Below are 17,418 nucleotides of genomic sequence, written 5' to 3' on the forward strand. Positions count from 1 at the left end.
TCGTCTGCTCCCCTATTCGACGGCGATCGTGGCGATCAGCGCCGCATGGTCGCTGCCGGGCACCTTGGCGGTCGTCACCTGGCCGACCATGATGCCCCGGTCGAGCACGATGTGGTCGATGCCGGCGAACCGGGGCACGCCGAACCGGTCGGCCGGCCAGGTGAACGCGAAGCCGTGCCCGGCGGCCATCGCCGCGTCGACGAAGCGTGTGCCGAGGAAGCTGCGGAACGGCGTGTGGTCGGTCGTCGCGTTGAAGTCGCCCATGAACACGTAGCGCGTGTCCGTGTCGGCGCGCATCAGCGCCAGTTCGTCGAGCGAGCGCCGCCACTGCGCCCAGTAGCCGCGCGTCGGCGACGTGGTGTGGACGGACACGAAGCGGATGTCGACGGCGCCGGTGCCGTCGGATCCCGTCGGGTCGCCGAAGGTGACGGTGCCGCCGGGCATGAACGACGCGCTTGAGTCCACGTCGTCGTCGCGCGGCGAGCCGAGCGGCGTGGCGGACCAGATGCCGTTGCCGTAGATGCCGTCGGACGAGGCGACCTGCGCGTACGGCAGGTAGTCGCCGATGCCGGCGGCGTCGAGCGCGGCGACGAAGTCGTCGCTCGTCTCCTGCAGGGCGAGGACCTCGACGCGCTGGTCGCGCACGAGGCCGACGATCGTGGCCGCGTCGGCGCGCCCCTGATACACGTTGCAGGTCATGACGCGCGCGTACCGGTCGGTCGTGACGGCGCTGGCCTGCGAGACGGCGCTGCCCGCCTCGGCGGGCAGCGGCCGGCTCGCGGCGAAGTACGGATACTGCCACCACGCCTGCAGTCCGATGCAGGCGAGCGCGACGACGACGGTGAAGCCGCGCCGGCCGATCGCGCCGAACACGACGCCCAGTATGGCCGGCAGGACGAACCAGGGTGCGGCGGCCACGACGACCGGCACCCACGGCAGGGACTGCAGGTCGGCGGGCAGTTCGCGCGCCAGGCAGCCGAGCAGCGCGATGATCGTCATGAACGCGCCGAGGGACCCGGCGAAGCGCCGGCCGCGTCGGACCGCGCCCTTGCCGCCTTTGCCGCCCCTGCTCGGCTTGCCTCCGGATCGCCCGCCTTGCTTGCCCGCCATGCATCCTCCCATCGTCATCGGGCCGGCGGAGGCGACTGGCGTCGCGCCGGCCGCCGGCGCTCACACGTTACCGTGCGCCGCCGCCATCCGCCATCGTCCCCGGGAATTACGGATTGCGACGCCGTTGCCCCGTTCTGCGTCGCAATCCGCCAGGATCGGACAGCCGGCATACCGATTGCGACGCTACACCCTCGTTTTGCGTCGCCATCCGTTCACGATGCCATCCGATCTTACGGATTGCGACGCTGAGGAGCCGATTCGCGTCGCCGTTCGTATAAGGGCCCCGTCCGGCATACGGATTGCGACGCGACCAGCCCCAGCCCGACCGACCGGTGCGCCTTCGCCCGGATATGCGAAAGGCCCTCCGCGGGAACGGAGGGCCTTGGCTGGTGCCCCAGATCGGATTCGAACCGACGACACCCGCTTTAGGAGAGCGGTGCTCTATCCACTGAGCTACCAGGGCAACGATGCTCCATTATACATACGCCTCGGCCAGCCCGCCACGCCGCGGACGCACCCTGTGATGCGACGCCACGGCGGAAGCATTCTGCAACCGTTTGCTTGACACGCGGTAACTAGACGACGTGTCAATCGCACCTTTCCGCAAGAGCCCCAAGGCTTCGGTGTCCCGCAGACTAGGCTCCCTTTTCGACAATATATGCGGCAACGGTTGCGAGGTCGCCGCGCAACGCTATGATTTGCGTGTCCCACCACAGTCACAGAGATGATCAAAGGAGAATCATGTCCACGCTCGCCATTGATATCGGAGGAACCAAGATCGCCGCTGCCGTTTGCGATGCAAACGATTCCATCATCCAGCGCTGGCGCGTGCCCACGCCGATGGACGCCGACGCGATCAACCGTCACATCGCCGACGTCTACCGTGAGGCCGTCGCGGCCGGCCACGACGTGCAGGCCATCGGCATCTCCGCGGCCGGCAACGTCGGCGCCGACCGCAAGACCATGACCTTCGCCGCGAACATCCCGGCGTGGATCAACTACAACCTGTCCGAGAACGTCGGTGCGCTCATCGACCACGCGGTGCCGGTCGTCGTCGAGAACGACGCCAACTGCGCCGGCTGGGGCGAGTACGTGCACGGCGCCGGCCAGGGCAGCCGCAACATGGTGGCGCTGACCGTCGGCACCGGTCTGGGCGGCGCGATCGTGATCAACGGCGAGCTGTTCCGCGGCTCCTTCGGCATGGCCGCCGAGCTGGGCCACCTGCCGATGGTCCCGGACGGCGACCACTGCGGCTGCGGCCTGCGCGGCTGTGCCGAACGCTACACGTCCGGCACCTCGCTCGAGAACTTCGCCAAGTCGGCCGTGCGCCGTCGTCCGCAGGACGCCGGTCGTCTGCTGGAGCTGTGCGGCGGCGACGTCACCAAGCTGGAGGGCCCGATGGTCTCCCAGGCCGCGCAGGAGGGCGACGTGCTCGGCCTGTACGCGTTCGGCAAGATCGGCGAATGGCTCGGCCGCACGATGGCCGCCGTGTCCGCCGTGCTCGACCCGGACATCTTCGTCATCGGCGGCGGCGTGGTCGCCGTGGGCGACATCCTGCTGGAGCCGGCCCGCTACAACTACGCCCGATTCCTCGAAGGCAGCGCCTACCGTGGCCATGCGAAGATCGTCGCCGCCACCGCCGGCCAGGACGCCGGCCTGATCGGCGCGGCGAACCTCGCCCTGCGCTGACGCGCGCCCCGGCGAGCGGACATGCATGAGGCGGCCTCCCGCAGCGATGCGGGAGGCCGCCTCATCGTATAGACGCCCGTTGGCCGTCGTCCGACGCCCGATGACCGGCGGCAGTCGCCCGCCGTCGTCAGTCGTCGACGGACGGCAGCAGCTGCCACAACGCGTACGACAGCACCGGGCACACGATCATCGACGTCGTCACGTCGGTCGGGAAATGCACGCCGAGCACGAGCCGTGAGAACGCGACCGCCAGCACCAGCGCCACGCCGGCCACGACGGCGACGAGACGCCAGCGCGTGCCGCGGGTCATCAGCACCAGCATCACGGCGACGATCACGGCCGCCGCGGTATGGCCGCTCGGGAAGCTCGGATCGGACGGCAGGTACGCCGATCCGACCGACGTGGCCGGCCGCGGCCGCACCACCAGCCATTTGACGCCGGTCACGTACAGGATCGGTCCGGCCGCCGCGACCAGTTCGACCAGCAGGCGACGCCACGAGCGCGTGCGCACGTATTCGACGACCGCCAGCAACGCGACGATCGCAACGCACCCGCCGAACGAGAACAGCGCGGCGCACGCGACCGCGTACGCGTGCACCGGCCCGGGCAGCGTGCCGAGCGTTTCGAGGACGGCGGTCTCGCGCGCGGTCATCGCGGCGGACCCGCGCAGCCAGAATCCTTCGACCGGGACCATGACGCACAGCAGCACGGCGAGTGCCAGGGCGAGCGCCCGCCCGCGTTTCATCATCATTCGCATACGTCGATTCTTACGGAACCCGTGGCCGACGCGCCGGCCGGGATGTGAGGGAGTCGTTCAGGACGCTTTTACCAGCGCGACACGCCCGGAGTGGTCATACAGAAAGAGGGTTGCACCCCCGAAAACCGTCCTTATCGAGACCTGACGTCCGTTCTGTGTACGCAATCCGGGTGTGTCGCGTCCATTGAGGGCGGTCGGGATCACCCGACCAGACCGGGTGGGGATCGGACGGACCCGGCACGTCACCACGGCGTCAGGTCAACTTCCCATGAAACGACACGCCCGGAGTGGTCGTACAGAACGAGGGTTGCGTCCCGAAAACCGCCTTTTCAGGGATGCAATGGCCGTTCTGCACAACCATCCCGGGTGTGTCGTGTCCATTGAGCCCGATTGGACGCAATCAGTCGGACCTGATGGGAACGGACGGGTATGACACGTCGTCATAAGGTCAGAGCATCTTCCCATAAAGGGACACGCCCGAATTGGTCATACAGAACAGCTGATACCTCTAGATAAGGGGCGTTTTCATCAGATACCCGCCGTTCCGTATCACCAATCCGGGCGCGTCTCCCCTACCCCGCCAGCGGGAGAGCCACCGTCCGAATCCGGGACCGTCACGTCAGGCGAAGTACGCGTCGACCGCGTCCGGCAGATCGGCGGGCGTTTCGGCGACGGCGACCGCGCCGTGCGCCTCGAGTTCGCCGCCCTCGGCGTAGCCCCAGCGGCAGCCGATGCAGTCGAGGCCGTTGTCGCGCGCGCCGTCCACGTCGTTGTCGCGATCGCCGACCATGACGGCCCGGTCGCCGGCGGCCGGATCGTAGCCGAGCGCGTCGAGCGCGTAGGCGATGACCTGCGGCTTGCGGTTGCGGCTGCGGTCGAGCGTGGCGCCGTACACGGCGTCGACGAGCGGCGTCAGGCCGAAGTGGTCGAGTACGGGGAACGCCATCGCCTCGGGTTTGGCGGTGGCGGTCACGACCGTGCAGCCGCGCGCCTTGAGTTCGCCGATCATCGCCTTGACGCCGTCGTACACGCCGCCCAGCAGGCGGCCTTCGATGAGTTCGCCGGGACGGTCCGGGTCGGGGAAGGACGGGTTGGCGTACACGCGGCGGTAGGCGGCGGTCGCCTCGTCGGCGGTGGCCGCGTCCATGCCGAACGACGCGAACGTCTCGACCAGCGGCGGTCCGATGAAGCGGTTGAGCGCGGCCGCGTCCGGCACGTCGTAGCCGAGTTCCTCGAAGGCGTGACGGACCGACGCGAGGATGCCGGGCGCCGATTCGACCAGCGTCCCGTCCACGTCCAGCATCACGATCCGTCGTCCGCGCGCGCCGCCGTCGGCGGTCGTCGCCGCGGCGTCGGCGCCGGCCGCCGGCGCACCCATCGTCGTTTCCTGCGTCATCGTCGTCTCCTTGCGTATCGTCGTCGATCGCCCGCTGCGGGGCGTGTCGCCGCCACTATACCAACCGTCCGCCACGCACGCCCGCGTGCGGCGCACATGTCGCGCCGGCGCGCGGCCTATCATGGTGGCGACGATTGATCGACGACGATGCGAAAGGCGGCGACGATGGCGGCCATCACCACGGCTGAAGGACACGGCAGAACGGGCGGCGACGCCCACGACGACGGGATCGACGCGGCGGGCGCGGCCGGCGGCGGCGCGGCGCGGCCGATCGACCCGGTGCTGAAGGAGCGGTTCGAACGCTGGACCGAGATCGACGCCGACCTGGACGGACTGGACGAGGCGACGGCGGAACGCTTCCGCCGCAACCGCTACGACACGGCCCTGTTCGACCTGCCGCGCAGCGAATACTGGCACGATCCCGAATCCGTCGACGCGATCTGCGACATCCCCTACCTGCCCGACGGCGGCTACGACCGCGAGGCGGGCCAATGCCGCGGCCATCTGCTCGACATCTACCTGCCGCATGAGGCGGTCGTGCGCGGCGGGCACACCACGCCCGTCTACATCGACATCCACGGCGGCGGGTTCACGTACGGGTACAAGGAGCTCAACCGCAACTTCAACACGCATCTGGCGGCGCGCGGCTTCGCGGTCGCGTCGCTCAACTACCGTCCCGCGCCGCAGACCGGTCTCAAGGGCCAGCTGGCCGACGTGCAGGCGGCATTGCGCTGGCTGCGCGACCATCTGGGTGAGTATCCGGTGAACCCGGACGCGGTGTTCGTGACCGGCGATTCGGCCGGCGGCGCGCTCGCCCTGCTCACGCTGGCGATCGAGGCGAACGCGGATGCGGCGCGCGCGTTCGGCGTGGAGAAGCCGTCGGGCATCGGGTTCAAGGGCGGGGCGCTCGTGTGCGGCGTGTACTCGCTCGCCTCCCCCGACGCGGCGCGCGCGGCCGGGTTCGGCGGCGTCGGCTACGATCCGGCGAAGCGGACCATGCTCGAGGCGATGCTCGGCGAATCGTTCTTCGACGGTCTGGACGACGCCGATCCGACGTGGCTGACCGCCGAGGGCATCGTCGCCAACGCGGACCTGCCGCCGCTGTTCGTCCTGACCGCCGGCGACGACTTCCTGGAGGCGGACGCGCTCGGCCTGTGCGCCGCACTGTCGCGCAAGGGCGCCGACTTCGAACTGTCCGACGTGAAGCCCGGCCGCCACGAGACGCTCGGCCACGTCTACCCCGTCGGCATGACGTGGCTCGATGAGAGCCAGCGCGCCCTCGACGACATCCGCTGCTTCTCCTACGACCGCTGCTGATCCGGAAACGGCAAGGCCGCCGGCATGGCGACATGCCGGCGGCCTTCGGCTGTTCTCCGAACGAGCAACGAAAAAGACTCCCGATGGAATCCATCGGGAGTCTTGGTGGCGACCACGACCGGACTTGAACCGGCGACCTCCGCCGTGACAGGGCGGCGCTCTAACCAACTGAGCTACGCGGCCGTTGTTCTCTCACTTCCGTGAGGCAACGAAATGAAATAATACGCGAAACCACCACGAATGCAAGTCACGGCGTGTCGCCTTAGTTTCCAACGATTTCCGCCTCATCAACCACGTACCTCGCAAGTCGGCCATCGGGCAATGCAGCGACCATTCCGCCCATATCCGCCCGTATCCGACCACATCCGTCCGCGACTAGGATGGCATCAGACGACGAATCGGCCGGACCGACCGGCCACCGGCACCGACGCCGCCGGCCCATCATCATGGAAGGAACGACCATGGCATACGCACTCGTCACCGGCGCATCCAGCGGCATCGGCCGCGAACTGGCGCTGCTGCTCGCCCGCGACGGCCACGACCTCATCCTCGCCGCCCGCAGCCGCAGCCGGCTCGATGCGGTCCGCGCCGTCATCGAACGCGAATGCGGCGAACGCGACGGACGCGGCGTCCACGTCGACGTCATCGCCATCGACCTGAGCGAACCGGACGCGGCCGCACGCCTGCACGAATGGACGCGCAGCCGCGGCCGCGACGTCGACACGCTCGTCAACAACGCCGGATTCGCCGACTGGACCGACTACCTCGACGCCGACTGGGACCGCCAACAGCGCATGATGCGCCTCAACATGGAGACGCTCGCCCACCTGTGCCACCTGTACGGGCACGACATGCGCGACGCCGGCCGCGGCCGCATCCTCAACATCGCGTCCGTCGCCTCGATGATGGCCGGCCCCTACATGGCGACCTACTTCGCGACCAAGGCGTTCGTCCGATCCCTGTCCGAGGCGCTCGCCCACGAGCTGCGCGGCACCGGCGTGAGCGTCACCTGCGTCTGCCCCGGTCCCACCACCACCGGATTCGCCGAGGCGGCGCGCATGTCCGGCCGCAACTTCTTCACGATGACCCGCCCCGCCACCGCCCGCGACCTCGCGCGATACGCGTTCCGTCGGATGAACGCCGGCGCCGTCCTCGCCTACCACGGGCCGCTCACGCGCGCGGGGGCGCTCGCCGAGCGGCTGCTGCCGCGCGCGTTCACCCGCCGCATCGCCGCGCGGATGAACGGCGGCCGGCCGCGGCGCTGACGCCCGGCGATGCCCGATGACGCCTACCGCCCGCCGGTCAGAAGACCAGTTGGACGAGGATCATGTAAAGGATCGTGCCGCCGGCGATCGAGAGCATCATGCTGCGACGCCAGCGGTGCAGGAGCACGATCGCGGCGCAGGCGATCAGCTCCGGCAGACCGTGGTCGCCGGCGGTCGGTGTGACGTTGCGCAGCGAGTAGACGACCAGCAGGCCGGTCATCGCGTACGGGAGCACGCGGCCGATGTAGTCGATGAAGCGCGGAGGCTCCTTCGACTCGGGGAACACCAGGAACGGCAGGAAGCGGGTGAGCAGCGTGCCGGCCGCCACCGCGGCGACCGTCAGCACGCCCTGCAGGACGCTCATCGTCATCGGGAACCCTCCTTATCCGCGGAATCGCCGGCATTATCGCCGGCGTCGGCACTCGCCGACGCGCCGGCGCGCACGTCGAGCCGCGGCCGCAGCACAACGAACAGGACGAGCATCGTCGCCATCGCCGGCACCATGAACCCATCCGCACCGAAGACCGCCAGACAGGCGACGGACGCGAGCACGCCGATCAGCGCGGCCTCGCGGCCGGTGCGCCCGGCGCCGTGCCACTGGTCGAGGAAGATCACCAGGAACAGCGCGGTGAGCACGAAGTCGAGGCCTTCGGTGTCGAACGGCAGGTTCGAGCCGACGAGGCCGCCGATCGTGGCGCCCGCCACCCAGTACGACTGGTTGAGCAGCGTGACCCACAGGTAGAACCATCCGCGGTCGACGCCGCCGGGCACGCGCGTCGACGAGTTGATCGCGAACGTCTCGTCGCACATGCCGTAGATCAGATACGGGCGCTTCCAGCCGAGCCCGCGGAACGCGCGCAGCATCGACAGGCCGTAGAACAGGTGGCGCGCGTTGACCATGAGCGCGAGCAGGAAGCCGGCGAGCGGGTTGAACGCGGACAGCAGCAGGTTGACGGTCACGAACTCCATCGACCCGGCGAAGATCGCCACGCTCATGCACATCGGCCACATGAACGAGAACCCCTTGACGCCCATGAGCACGCCGTACGAGCAGCCGAGGAACAGGAAGCCGAGCGCGATCGGCACGGTCAGCGGGAACGCCGCACGCAGCGCACCGACGATGCGCGCGCGCCGGCCGGCGGCCCTTCCATGATTCATCCCGCCCATGATGCCCCTTTCATCCTTCCGTACGTCACGATCACCCCGGTCGAGTGTATTGCGCCGGCGCCGATGTCCGCCGCGGCGGGTCGCACCGCGAGACGGGCGCGCCGGGCCGTCGTCGGATGCGCGCGGCCGCGCGTCGCCGACGGCGCAACGAGGCCCGTCATTCCGGGGCCTCCTGTACCATGGTGGGCGGTAGTTCGGCCCGGACACGGCCTGCATACGCGCGCGGGACGCCCGCGGCGGGCGTCATCGCGCCCCACCCGGCCGAACGGACGCAGACAGACTGAAAACCGCGCAATTCCAACCCTTCTTAAGGAGAGCATTCAACCAATGGCGGAATTCGTATATCAGATGATCAAGGCCCGTAAGTCGTACGGCGACCGTGTGATCCTCAACGACGTGACGCTCAGCTTCCTGCCCGGCGCGAAGATCGGCGTCGTGGGCCCCAACGGCATGGGCAAGTCCACGCTGCTCAAGATCATGGCCGGCCTGGAAACCGTGAGCAACGGCGAGGCGTACGTCACCCCGGGCTTCACCGTCGGCATCCTGCAGCAGGAGCCGCCGCTGGACGACACCAAGACCGTGGGCGAGAACATCAAGATGGCGTTCGGCGAGATCGCGCAGAAGGTCGCCCGCTTCAACGAGATCGGCGAGGAGATGGCGAACCCGGACGCCGACTTCGACGCGCTGATGGACGAGATGGGCAAGCTGCAGAACGACATCGACGCCGCCAACGGCTGGGATCTCGACTCGCAGCTCGAGCAGGCGATGGACGCGCTGCAGTGCCCGGATCCGGACACGCCGGTCAACGTGTGCTCCGGCGGCGAGCGCCGTCGCGTGGCGCTGTGCAAGCTGCTGCTCGAGGCTCCGGACCTGCTGCTGCTCGACGAGCCCACCAACCATCTGGACGCCGAGTCGATCCTGTGGCTGGAGAAGTTCCTGCACCAGTATCCGGGCGCCGTGATCGCGGTCACCCACGACCGTTACTTCATGGACAACGTGGCCGAGTGGATCTGCGAGGTGGACCGCGGCCAGCTGTACCCGTACAAGGGCAACTACACCACGTATCTGGAGACCAAGGCGAAGCGTATGGAGATCCAGGGCGCCAAGGACGCCAAGCTCGCCAAGCGCCTCAAGAACGAGCTGGAGTGGGTGCGCTCCTCGCCGAAGGCCCGTCAGGCGAAGAACAAGGCGCGTCTGGAGCGCTACGACCAGATGGAGGCCGAGGCCAGGAACAACAAGAAGCTCGACTTCTCCGAGATCCAGATCCCGGCCGGCCCGCGTCTGGGTTCGACCGTTCTGGAGGCGAAGCACATCCACAAGGCGTTCGGCGACCGCGTGCTCATCGACGACCTGTCGTTCTCGCTGCCGCGCAACGGCATCGTGGGCGTCATCGGCCCGAACGGCGTGGGCAAGTCGACGCTGTTCAAGACGATCGTCGGCCTGGAGCCGCTGTCGGGCGGCGAGCTGAACATCGGTGAGACGGTGAAGATCAGCTACGTCGATCAGGGCCGCGAGGGCCTCGATCCGAACAAGAACCTGTGGGAGGCGGTCTCCGGCGGTCTTGACTTCATCGAGGTGGGCGGCGTCGAGGTGCCGACCCGCGCCTATGTGGCGAGCTTCGGCTTCAAGGGCTCCGACCAGCAGAAGCTGACGGGCGTGCTCTCCGGCGGCGAGCGCAACCGTCTGAACCTGGCGCTGACCCTCAAGCAGGGCGGCAACCTGCTGCTGCTCGACGAGCCGACCAACGATCTGGACGTCGAGACGCTGGAGAGCCTGGAGAACGCGCTCATCGAGTTCCCGGGCTGCGCCGTGGTCGTCTCCCACGACCGTTGGTTCCTCGACCGCGTCGCCACGCACATCCTCGCGTGGGAGGGCGATGACGAGAACCCGGCCAACTGGTACTGGTTCGAGGGCAACTTCCAGGCGTATCAGGAGAACAAGATCGCGCGTCTGGGCGAGGAGGCCTCCAAGCCGCATCGTCTGCACCGTAAGCTGACCCGCGTCTGATCGGTTCCGACGCACGCGATCAGTAAGGGGCCCGTTCCTTCCGGCCGTATCCGGCCGAGGGGACGGGCCTTTCGCATATCCGCCGCCGGCACCTGTCCCCGTTTCGCGTCGTCATTCGTATACATCCGGCGTTCCGATCACCGATTGCGACGCCGACAGTCCCGTTCGCGTCGCAATCCGCACACCATCCGGATTCCACATACAGGTTGCGACGCAAACAGCCCCGGTTGCGTCGCCGTCTGCATACGACCGACGTTTCCCTTACGGATTGCGACGCAGAGTCCGCGCCGTGGATCGTCGTCATGCCCGTCGTCACGCCCATCATCGTGGTTGTAACACGGGGGCGATAGGCTACTGGGCGAACCGGCCGCACCGACGACGCGCAGCCGACGGCCGGCGGCGACACACACGGAAGAGGCGCGCCGCAGGCGCAGGATGCAGGCCGGGACCGGCACGAGAAAGGATGCGATATGGCAACGGAGTCGACGCCGCTGGAGCGGCTGGTGAAGGTGCTGGAGCTGGGCGAGCCGTCCGAGCACCGCGGACACACGTATCTGAACGGCGAGAGCATGTACTTCCCCACGGGCCGCGTCTACGGCGGCCAGGTGATCGCCCAGTCGCTGATCGCGGCGGCGAAAACGGTGCCGCAGGGCCGGCTGCCGCATTCGATCCACGGCTATTTCATCGCGATGGGCGACATCCGTCAGGATCTGCTGTTCGACGTGGAGACGCTGCGCGACGGCCGTTCGTTCTCGGCGCGCCGCGTCAACGTGACGCAGGCGGACGGCGCGATCCTGACCGCGATCGCCAGCTTCCAGCAGGACGGCCAGTCGGGCGTCGAGTTCGCCGATCCGATGCCGACGGATGTGCCCGATCCGGAGTCGCTGACGGCCGCGAAGGACCTGATGGCCCCGTTCGCCGCGAAGTCGCCGTTCGCCGAATACTATGCGAAGCGTTCCCCGTTCGACATCCGCCATGTGACGCCGACGATCATGCTGCGGCCGGATGTGCAGAGCGCCGGCCATGATTCGGGCCGCCAGATGGTGTGGATGCGCGCCGACGGCGAACTGCCGGACGCGTCGCAGACACTGCATCGTGCGATGCTGGCGCTCGGCTGCGACCAGGTGATGATGGAGCCGGTGCTGCGCCGCGCCGGATTGAGCATCGCCACGCCGGGCATCTCGTACGCGTCGATCGACCATTCGATGTGGTGGTACCGCGACGTGGACGTCACCCAGTGGCATCTGTACGTGCAGGATACGCCGACCGCCGCGCACGGGCGGGGCCTGGCCACCGCGAAGGTGTACGCGCGCACCGGCGAACTGGTCGCCGCGATGTCCCAGGAGGCGATGATCCGCGTCCCCCAGGCGTGATCGGGACCACGCATCGGCCGGGTGCGACGTCGATGTCGCACCCGGCCGATGCCAGGCCGCAGCGAGTTCAGTGGCTGGTCTTGGCGGTGGCCTGCGCCATGTTGCGGCGCCGGCCGCGCGTCTTGGCGGCGGTGCTTTCGGGGCCGTCCATCGGGGGCAGCTGGCACAGCCACTCCCCCACGATGCCGATGACCATGTCGATCAGGCATACGACGGCGGCGACCGCGCATTCGATGACGGCCTGTCGGTAGTACTCGGCCTCGAAATGAGCCACGCTCAGCAGGATCTGCCCGCCGTACCAGCCGACGAGCGCCGCGCCGGCGAGTCCGAGCGCCTTGGCGAGCACGAGCGTCGACACGGCCTTCTGCGGGTCGAGGGGTTTGAGTTCGGCGCGTTTGCGCGGGTCGGTGGTCGTGTAGCGGTGCACCTGCAGGGCGAGCACGAGCACGGTGACGCCGAGTGCGAGCAGCAGCGCGGACACGAACCAGGGCGCGCCGAGCACGCCGGCACCGGAGCGTTCGTCGTAGGTGGCGGCCATCATGCCGCCGACCAGTCCGGCGAGCATGGCGAGCACGTACTGCCACCAGGGGGTGCGATGGGCGCTCATAGCGTGCCTCCGATGATCCAGTTGTCGGACAGCATGCCGACCTGCGCGGCGTCGGGCGCCATCGCGAGCAGGAACGACACGGGGTCGCCGTCGAGCCGCGCGTCGGGGTCCATGTCGAGCCAGGGGGCGAGCACGGCGGCGCGGGTGCGCGCGGACGGCCACGGCACGCGGCAGTCGGGGTCGTCGGCGTGCACGCCGGGCATGTCGACGAGGTCGAGGTCGAGTCCGCCGCCGACGGCCGCCTCCACGTCGCCGAGCGCGGCGATGAGCGTGCGCGCGTCGAGCCGTGTGGTGATCTGGATGACGGCGGCCATCGCGTCGGGCCGGTCGAAGCGGCTGACATGGTAGAGCGGCGAGATGCCGTCGACCTGGTTGCCGACGATGCCGTCGATGGCGACGATGGCGGTGCGGAAGCGCGTTTCGGCGTCGGCGGACGTGGTGTCCATCGAGATGATCGCCGTGCGGAACGCGTCGGTATCGACGCCGACGATGTCGCCGGCGTTGTGGCCGGCCATCTCGCCCGACGTGCCGTCAGACGCGCTGCCGGGCACACCGCCGTTCGACTCCGCATCCCGTGCCGCTTCACGGTCACCACACTGTTTCACACCTTGTTCCACGACCGTCGGGAACGCCGCGTTCGCGCCTTCCCCGACCGCGGCACCGCCGTCCGACGCCGGTTCCACGCTCACCGTCACGTCCATGCCGGCGAGCAGCGTCTCGACGGCCGGATCGTCGCAGTGCACGATGACGTCGACGTGCAGCCGGCCGGCCAGCGCGGCCGCCGTCGCCTCGTCGAGTCCGCCGTCGCCGTCGCCGCCGATGCGCAGCGTCACGTTCGCGCCGCGAATGTCCATGATTCCTCCTGTAAGACTCGTATCGGACGCCCTTCACGACGTGAGGGGCACGCCATGCACTGGCATGCCCCTCACCTCGATGAGCCGATGCTCCCCGCGAACGCGAAGCCCGCGCCGCGGGAATCCGCCGTCACTCGGTCATTCGGTCACTCGCCGGTCTTCATGCCCGCGGACCGGCGCAGCGACTCGGGGATCTCGACCGGCGGCTTGTCCGAGTCGGGACGGCGCTCGTCGGAGAGCCACACCGGGCGCTTGGGCGCCTTCTTCACGTTGGCGAAGATCTCGGCGAGCTCCTTCTCGTTGAGCGTTTCCTTGACGAGCAGCTGGCGCACGAGCTCGTCGAGCACGTCGCGGTTCTCGTTGATGACGTTCCACGCCTCGGTGTGCGCGGTCTCGACGAGCTTGAGCACCTCGTCGTCGATCTGCTGGGCGGTGCGTTCGGAGAATTGGCGGGCCATCGCGCCCTCCATGCCGCCCTCCTCGCCTTCGGACCACTTGATCGCGCCGAGCGTGGACGAGAAGCCGTATTCCATGACCATCGTGCGGGCGATGTTGGTCGCCTTCTCGATGTCGTTGGACGCGCCGGTGGTCGGATCGTGGAAGACGATCTCCTCGGCGGTGCGGCCGCCCATCGCGTACGCCATCTGGTCGAGCAGCTGGTTGCGCGACATCGAGTAGCGGTCGGACGTGGGCATGACGGCCGTGTAGCCGAGCGCGCGGCCTCGCGGCAGGATCGTGACCTTGGTGACCGGGTCGGTGTCGTTCATCGCGGCGGCGACGAGCGCGTGGCCGCCTTCATGGTAGGCGGTGTTGCGCAGCTCCTCGAGCGCCATGCCCTTCGAGCGGCGCTTGGGGCCGGACTGGACGCGGTCGATGGCCTCGTCGATGGCGCGGTTGTCGATGAGCTGGGCGCCGGCGCGGGCGCACAGCAGCGCGGCCTCGTTGAGCACGTTGGACAGGTCGGCGCCGGTGAAGCCGGGGGTGCGCACGGCGACCGTGTGCAGGTCGACGTCCGGCACGAACGGCTTGCCCTTGGCGTGGACCTTGAGGATCGCCTCGCGGCCTTCCAGGTCCGGCGCCTCGACGGCGACCTGGCGGTCGAAGCGGCCCGGGCGCAGCAGCGCCGGGTCGAGCACGTCGGGTCGGTTGGTCGCGGCGATGATGATCAGGTTCGTGTCGTTGTTGAAGCCGTCCATCTCGACGAGCAGCTGGTTGAGGGTCTGCTCGCGCTCGTCGTGGCCGCCGGACATGCCGGAGCCGCGCTTGCGGCCGACCGCGTCGATCTCGTCGATGAAGATGATCGCCGGGGCGTTCTTCTTGGCCTCGTCGAACAGCTCGCGCACGCGGGAGGCACCCAGGCCGACGAACATCTCGACGAAGTCGGAGCCGGCCATCGAGTAGAACGGCACGCCCGCCTCGCCTGCGATCGCGCGGGCGAGCAGCGTCTTGCCGGTGCCGGGGGGACCGTACAGGAGCACGCCGCGCGGGATGCGCGCGCCGAGCGCCTTGTAGCGCGACGGGTCCTTGAGGAAGTCGCGGATCTCCTCGACCTCCTGCACGGCCGCGTCCTCGCCGGCCACGTCGGAGAACTTCGTGTCGGGGGTCTGGCCTTCGAGCAGCTTGCCGCTGTTCTTCTTGCCGCCCATGCCGAACATGCCGCCGTTACCCATGTTGCGCATGAGCAGCCACCAGAGGGCCACGAGCAGGATGATCGGCAGCAGCGAGCTGAGCAGGTAGCTGAACATGCTGCTCTGGCGCATCGTGGTGGTCCAGCCGTTGGCCGGGTTGGCCTTGGTGACCAGCTGCACGATCTGCGCGCTCTGCGCGTACGCGTAGTAGAACTGCACGTTCTTGCCGTAGTTGCGCGGACGGTTCGTCTCCGGATCGGTCTTGGTGTAGTCGGCGTTCAGCTCCAGCTTGACCTGCTGGGTGTTGTCGACGATCTGCGCGTACTTGACGTTGCCGGACTGCAGCAGCGACAGGCCGTCCTTGGTGTCGATGGTCTGCGTGCCCGTTCCGGCGAACAGCTGGAACGAGACGAGCGCCATCACCACGATGAGCGCGCCCCACAGCCACGGCGACTGCCAGAACTTCTTCGGGCCGTTCTGCCCGTTGCCGTTGTCGCCGCGGCCCGACTGGTTGGAGCCGTTGTCGCCGCGGTTGAAGGGATTGCCGAACGGGTTCGGGTTATTGCCCGGACCGCCCGACCCTTGCGTATAGTTCATTCATTCGCTCCTTGGTACACTTCCGGCCGAAGCACCGCGATCGAGTCGAGGTTGCGGAAGCGTTCGTCGTAGTCGAGGCCGAATCCGACGACGAACTCGTCGGGGATCTCGTAGCCGTGGTACTTGATGTCCACGTCGACTTCGCGTCGGGCGGGCTTCTCCAGCAGGGCGAAGATCTCGACGGACGCCGCGCCGCGGCGCTTGAGCTCCTCGACCAGCCAGGCGAGCGTGCGGCCGGAGTCGACGATGTCCTCGACGATCAGGATGTGGCGGCCGCGCACGTCGGTCGACAGGTCCTGACGGATGGTGACGGTGCCGCTCGACTTGGTGCCCGAGCCGTAGCTCGACAGGCTCATGAAGTCCATCTGGGCGGGGATGCTGACGGCCTGCGCGAAGGCGGCCAGCGTGTTGACCGCGCCCTTGAGCACGGCGAGGAGCAGCAGGTCCTTGTCCTTGTAGTCCTCGCTCACGACGGCCGCAACCTCGTGGATCTTGTGGTCGATTTCTTCTTTGCTGACCAGTTCGTGGTCAATCTGATCTTGAACGTCGGCGATTCGCATGCGCACCATCTTGGCATACGCGAATGACGTGTTTCTGGCGGAAAGCTGAGTATCCGCTGGAAAATGAGACGGCTCCCTGACCGTGCCAGTCGGCCGCCAGCCGCTCCACGGCCTCGATCTGGCGGGCACTCGCCTCGATGCCGGCGGCGCCCAGCGCGTGCGCGATGACGCGCCTGCGGATGGCGGGATGCTCGGCGGCGAGCCGTTTCGCCGACAGTCGCAGCACGTCGCCGGCGGCGTCGACGCGCGCGCGTTCCAGCGCCGCGTCGGCCATCTCGTCGAGGTACGCCTTGTCGGCTCTGAGCGAACGCGACGCGTCGGCCAGATGCGCCGCGATATCGCCGCCGGTGAAATCGCGCAGGTACGGGATGAGCCGCTGGCGGATACGCGAGCGCAACGGCAGCGCGCGCCACGCGTCGTCGTCGGCAGCGTCGGGGTCGGCAGCGTCGCCGTTGGTCGGGTCGTCCCACCATGCGACGTCAAGGTCGCGGCAGATGCCGGTGGTGTCGTCGCGGGTCGTGCGCTCCAGCAGCGGCCGCGCGTAGCGCACGCCGTCGCGTGCGAAGACGGCGGGCATGCCGGCGAGCGCGTCGGTGCCGCCGGAGCGCAGCAGGCCGATGAGCACCGTTTCGGCCTGGTCGTCGCGCGTGTGGGCGAGCAGCACGCATGCGGCGGCGAGCCGGCCGGCGATGCGCGCGATGGCCGCATAGCGCGCGTCGCGGGCGGCCGCCTCCGCTCCCCTGCGGTCGGCGGGCACGTCGATGCGGTCGACGACGACCGGATCGATGCCGAGCGCACGGCAGCGGTCGGCGGCGTCGCGCGCCACGTCGGCGGACCCGTCCTGCATTGCATGGTCGATGATGACGGCGCCGCAGCGTACGCCGAGCGACGCGCATACGATGCGCGCGGTCGCGGCGAGCGCCATCGAGTCGCGGCCGCCGGAGCAGGCGACGAGGACGAGCGGCGCGTCGGGGTCGGGCGCGTGCTCGCCGTGGGTGCGGAAGCGCGGGTCCTGCACGTCGATGCCGAGCGTGGCGAGCGTGGCGCGCACCCCGCCGATCGCGGTGCGCAGCCGGGCCGTGTACGCCATG

At 68.8% G+C, this 17,418-nt stretch carries 14 protein-coding genes, 2 tRNA genes and 1 pseudogene; 5 read left to right on the top strand and 12 right to left on the bottom strand.

Annotated elements, in window-relative coordinates:
- Window positions 1-12: 12 nt before the first annotated feature.
- Both D2E24_RS00265 and D2E24_RS00270 read right to left on the bottom strand, forming a co-directional pair.
- Window positions 13-1,110: an endonuclease/exonuclease/phosphatase family protein gene (locus D2E24_RS00265; protein ID WP_125967332.1), complete on the bottom strand. Its 1,098-nt coding sequence runs from the start codon at window positions 1,108-1,110 to the stop codon at window positions 13-15.
- 387 nt (window positions 1,111-1,497) lie between these two features.
- Window positions 1,498-1,573, bottom strand: a tRNA-Arg gene (locus tag D2E24_RS00270).
- A gap of 278 nt (window positions 1,574-1,851) precedes the next feature.
- On the opposite strand from D2E24_RS00270, the gene D2E24_RS00275 reads away from it, so the two are divergent.
- Window positions 1,852-2,799: an ROK family glucokinase gene (locus D2E24_RS00275; protein WP_125967333.1), complete on the top strand. Its 948-nt coding sequence runs from the start codon at window positions 1,852-1,854 to the stop codon at window positions 2,797-2,799.
- 127 nt (window positions 2,800-2,926) lie between these two features.
- Here the strand turns inward: D2E24_RS00275 and D2E24_RS00280 are convergent, their stop codons facing one another.
- Window positions 2,927-3,556, bottom strand: a complete 630-nt coding sequence (locus D2E24_RS00280) for a phosphatase PAP2 family protein (protein ID WP_338142197.1) — start codon at window positions 3,554-3,556, stop codon at window positions 2,927-2,929.
- Between the two features lie 619 nt (window positions 3,557-4,175).
- A complete protein-coding gene (locus D2E24_RS00285) occupies window positions 4,176-4,952 on the bottom strand; it encodes an HAD family hydrolase (RefSeq protein WP_164520937.1) in 777 nt (258 codons plus the stop codon).
- Between the two features lie 165 nt (window positions 4,953-5,117).
- Between D2E24_RS00285 and D2E24_RS00290 the strand changes: the two genes are divergently transcribed.
- Entirely contained in the window at window positions 5,118-6,269 is a 1,152-nt protein-coding gene (locus D2E24_RS00290) for an alpha/beta hydrolase (protein ID WP_125967335.1), read from the top strand.
- A 106-nt stretch (window positions 6,270-6,375) separates the two neighbouring features.
- Here the strand turns inward: D2E24_RS00290 and D2E24_RS00295 are convergent.
- Window positions 6,376-6,452 (bottom strand) — tRNA-Asp (locus tag D2E24_RS00295).
- A 278-nt stretch (window positions 6,453-6,730) separates the two neighbouring features.
- On the opposite strand from D2E24_RS00295, the gene D2E24_RS00300 reads away from it, so the two are divergent.
- The gene (locus D2E24_RS00300; protein ID WP_125967336.1) at window positions 6,731-7,534 is read left to right on the top strand and encodes an SDR family NAD(P)-dependent oxidoreductase; all 804 of its coding nucleotides are present in this window, start codon (window positions 6,731-6,733) and stop codon (window positions 7,532-7,534) included.
- A gap of 37 nt (window positions 7,535-7,571) precedes the next feature.
- On the opposite strand, the gene D2E24_RS00305 is transcribed toward D2E24_RS00300, so the two are convergent.
- Both D2E24_RS00305 and D2E24_RS00310 read right to left on the bottom strand, forming a co-directional pair.
- Complete coding sequence (locus tag D2E24_RS00305) at window positions 7,572-7,904, bottom strand: branched-chain amino acid transporter permease (RefSeq protein WP_125967337.1); 333 nt, start codon at window positions 7,902-7,904, stop codon at window positions 7,572-7,574.
- Window positions 7,901-8,692 (bottom strand): AzlC family ABC transporter permease, encoded by a 792-nt coding sequence (locus D2E24_RS00310; protein WP_164520938.1) that lies wholly within the window; start codon window positions 8,690-8,692, stop codon window positions 7,901-7,903. The genes D2E24_RS00305 and D2E24_RS00310 overlap by 4 nt, the downstream gene beginning before the upstream one ends.
- Before the next feature lie 336 nt (window positions 8,693-9,028).
- Here D2E24_RS00310 and ettA point away from each other — a divergent pair, with 336 nt between their 5' ends.
- Together ettA and D2E24_RS00320 are read left to right on the top strand one after the other, a co-directional pair.
- On the top strand, window positions 9,029-10,708 hold the full coding sequence (gene ettA, locus D2E24_RS00315; protein ID WP_125967339.1) for an energy-dependent translational throttle protein EttA: 1,680 nt from the start codon (window positions 9,029-9,031) through the stop codon (window positions 10,706-10,708).
- 470 nt (window positions 10,709-11,178) lie between these two features.
- Window positions 11,179-12,081, top strand: coding sequence for an acyl-CoA thioesterase (locus D2E24_RS00320; RefSeq protein WP_125967340.1), 903 nt, complete (start codon window positions 11,179-11,181; stop codon window positions 12,079-12,081).
- Between the two features lie 67 nt (window positions 12,082-12,148).
- On the opposite strand, the gene D2E24_RS00325 is transcribed toward D2E24_RS00320, so the two are convergent.
- From D2E24_RS00325 to tilS, 5 genes and pseudogenes are all read right to left on the bottom strand, one after another.
- Entirely contained in the window at window positions 12,149-12,688 is a 540-nt protein-coding gene (locus D2E24_RS00325) for a DUF3180 domain-containing protein (protein WP_125967341.1), read from the bottom strand.
- Window positions 12,685-13,152, bottom strand: a pseudogene (locus D2E24_RS10515) (2-amino-4-hydroxy-6-hydroxymethyldihydropteridine diphosphokinase); the annotation flags it as partial. The gene D2E24_RS00325 and the pseudogene D2E24_RS10515, both read right to left, overlap by 4 nt.
- A 536-nt stretch (window positions 13,153-13,688) precedes the next feature.
- Window positions 13,689-15,767: an ATP-dependent zinc metalloprotease FtsH gene (gene ftsH, locus D2E24_RS00335; RefSeq protein WP_125967343.1), complete on the bottom strand. Its 2,079-nt coding sequence runs from the start codon at window positions 15,765-15,767 to the stop codon at window positions 13,689-13,691.
- A complete protein-coding gene (gene hpt / locus D2E24_RS00340; RefSeq protein ID WP_125967344.1) occupies window positions 15,764-16,327 on the bottom strand; it encodes a hypoxanthine phosphoribosyltransferase in 564 nt (187 codons plus the stop codon). Before hpt ends, ftsH begins: the two co-directional genes overlap by 4 nt.
- Window positions 16,296-17,417, bottom strand: a complete 1,122-nt coding sequence (gene tilS, locus D2E24_RS00345; RefSeq protein WP_125967345.1) for a tRNA lysidine(34) synthetase TilS — start codon at window positions 17,415-17,417, stop codon at window positions 16,296-16,298. Before tilS ends, hpt begins: the two co-directional genes overlap by 32 nt.
- Between the last annotated feature and the right edge of the window lies 1 nt (window position 17,418).

Source organism: Bifidobacterium samirii (assembly GCF_003952945.1).
GTDB lineage: Bacteria > Actinomycetota > Actinomycetes > Actinomycetales > Bifidobacteriaceae > Bifidobacterium > Bifidobacterium samirii.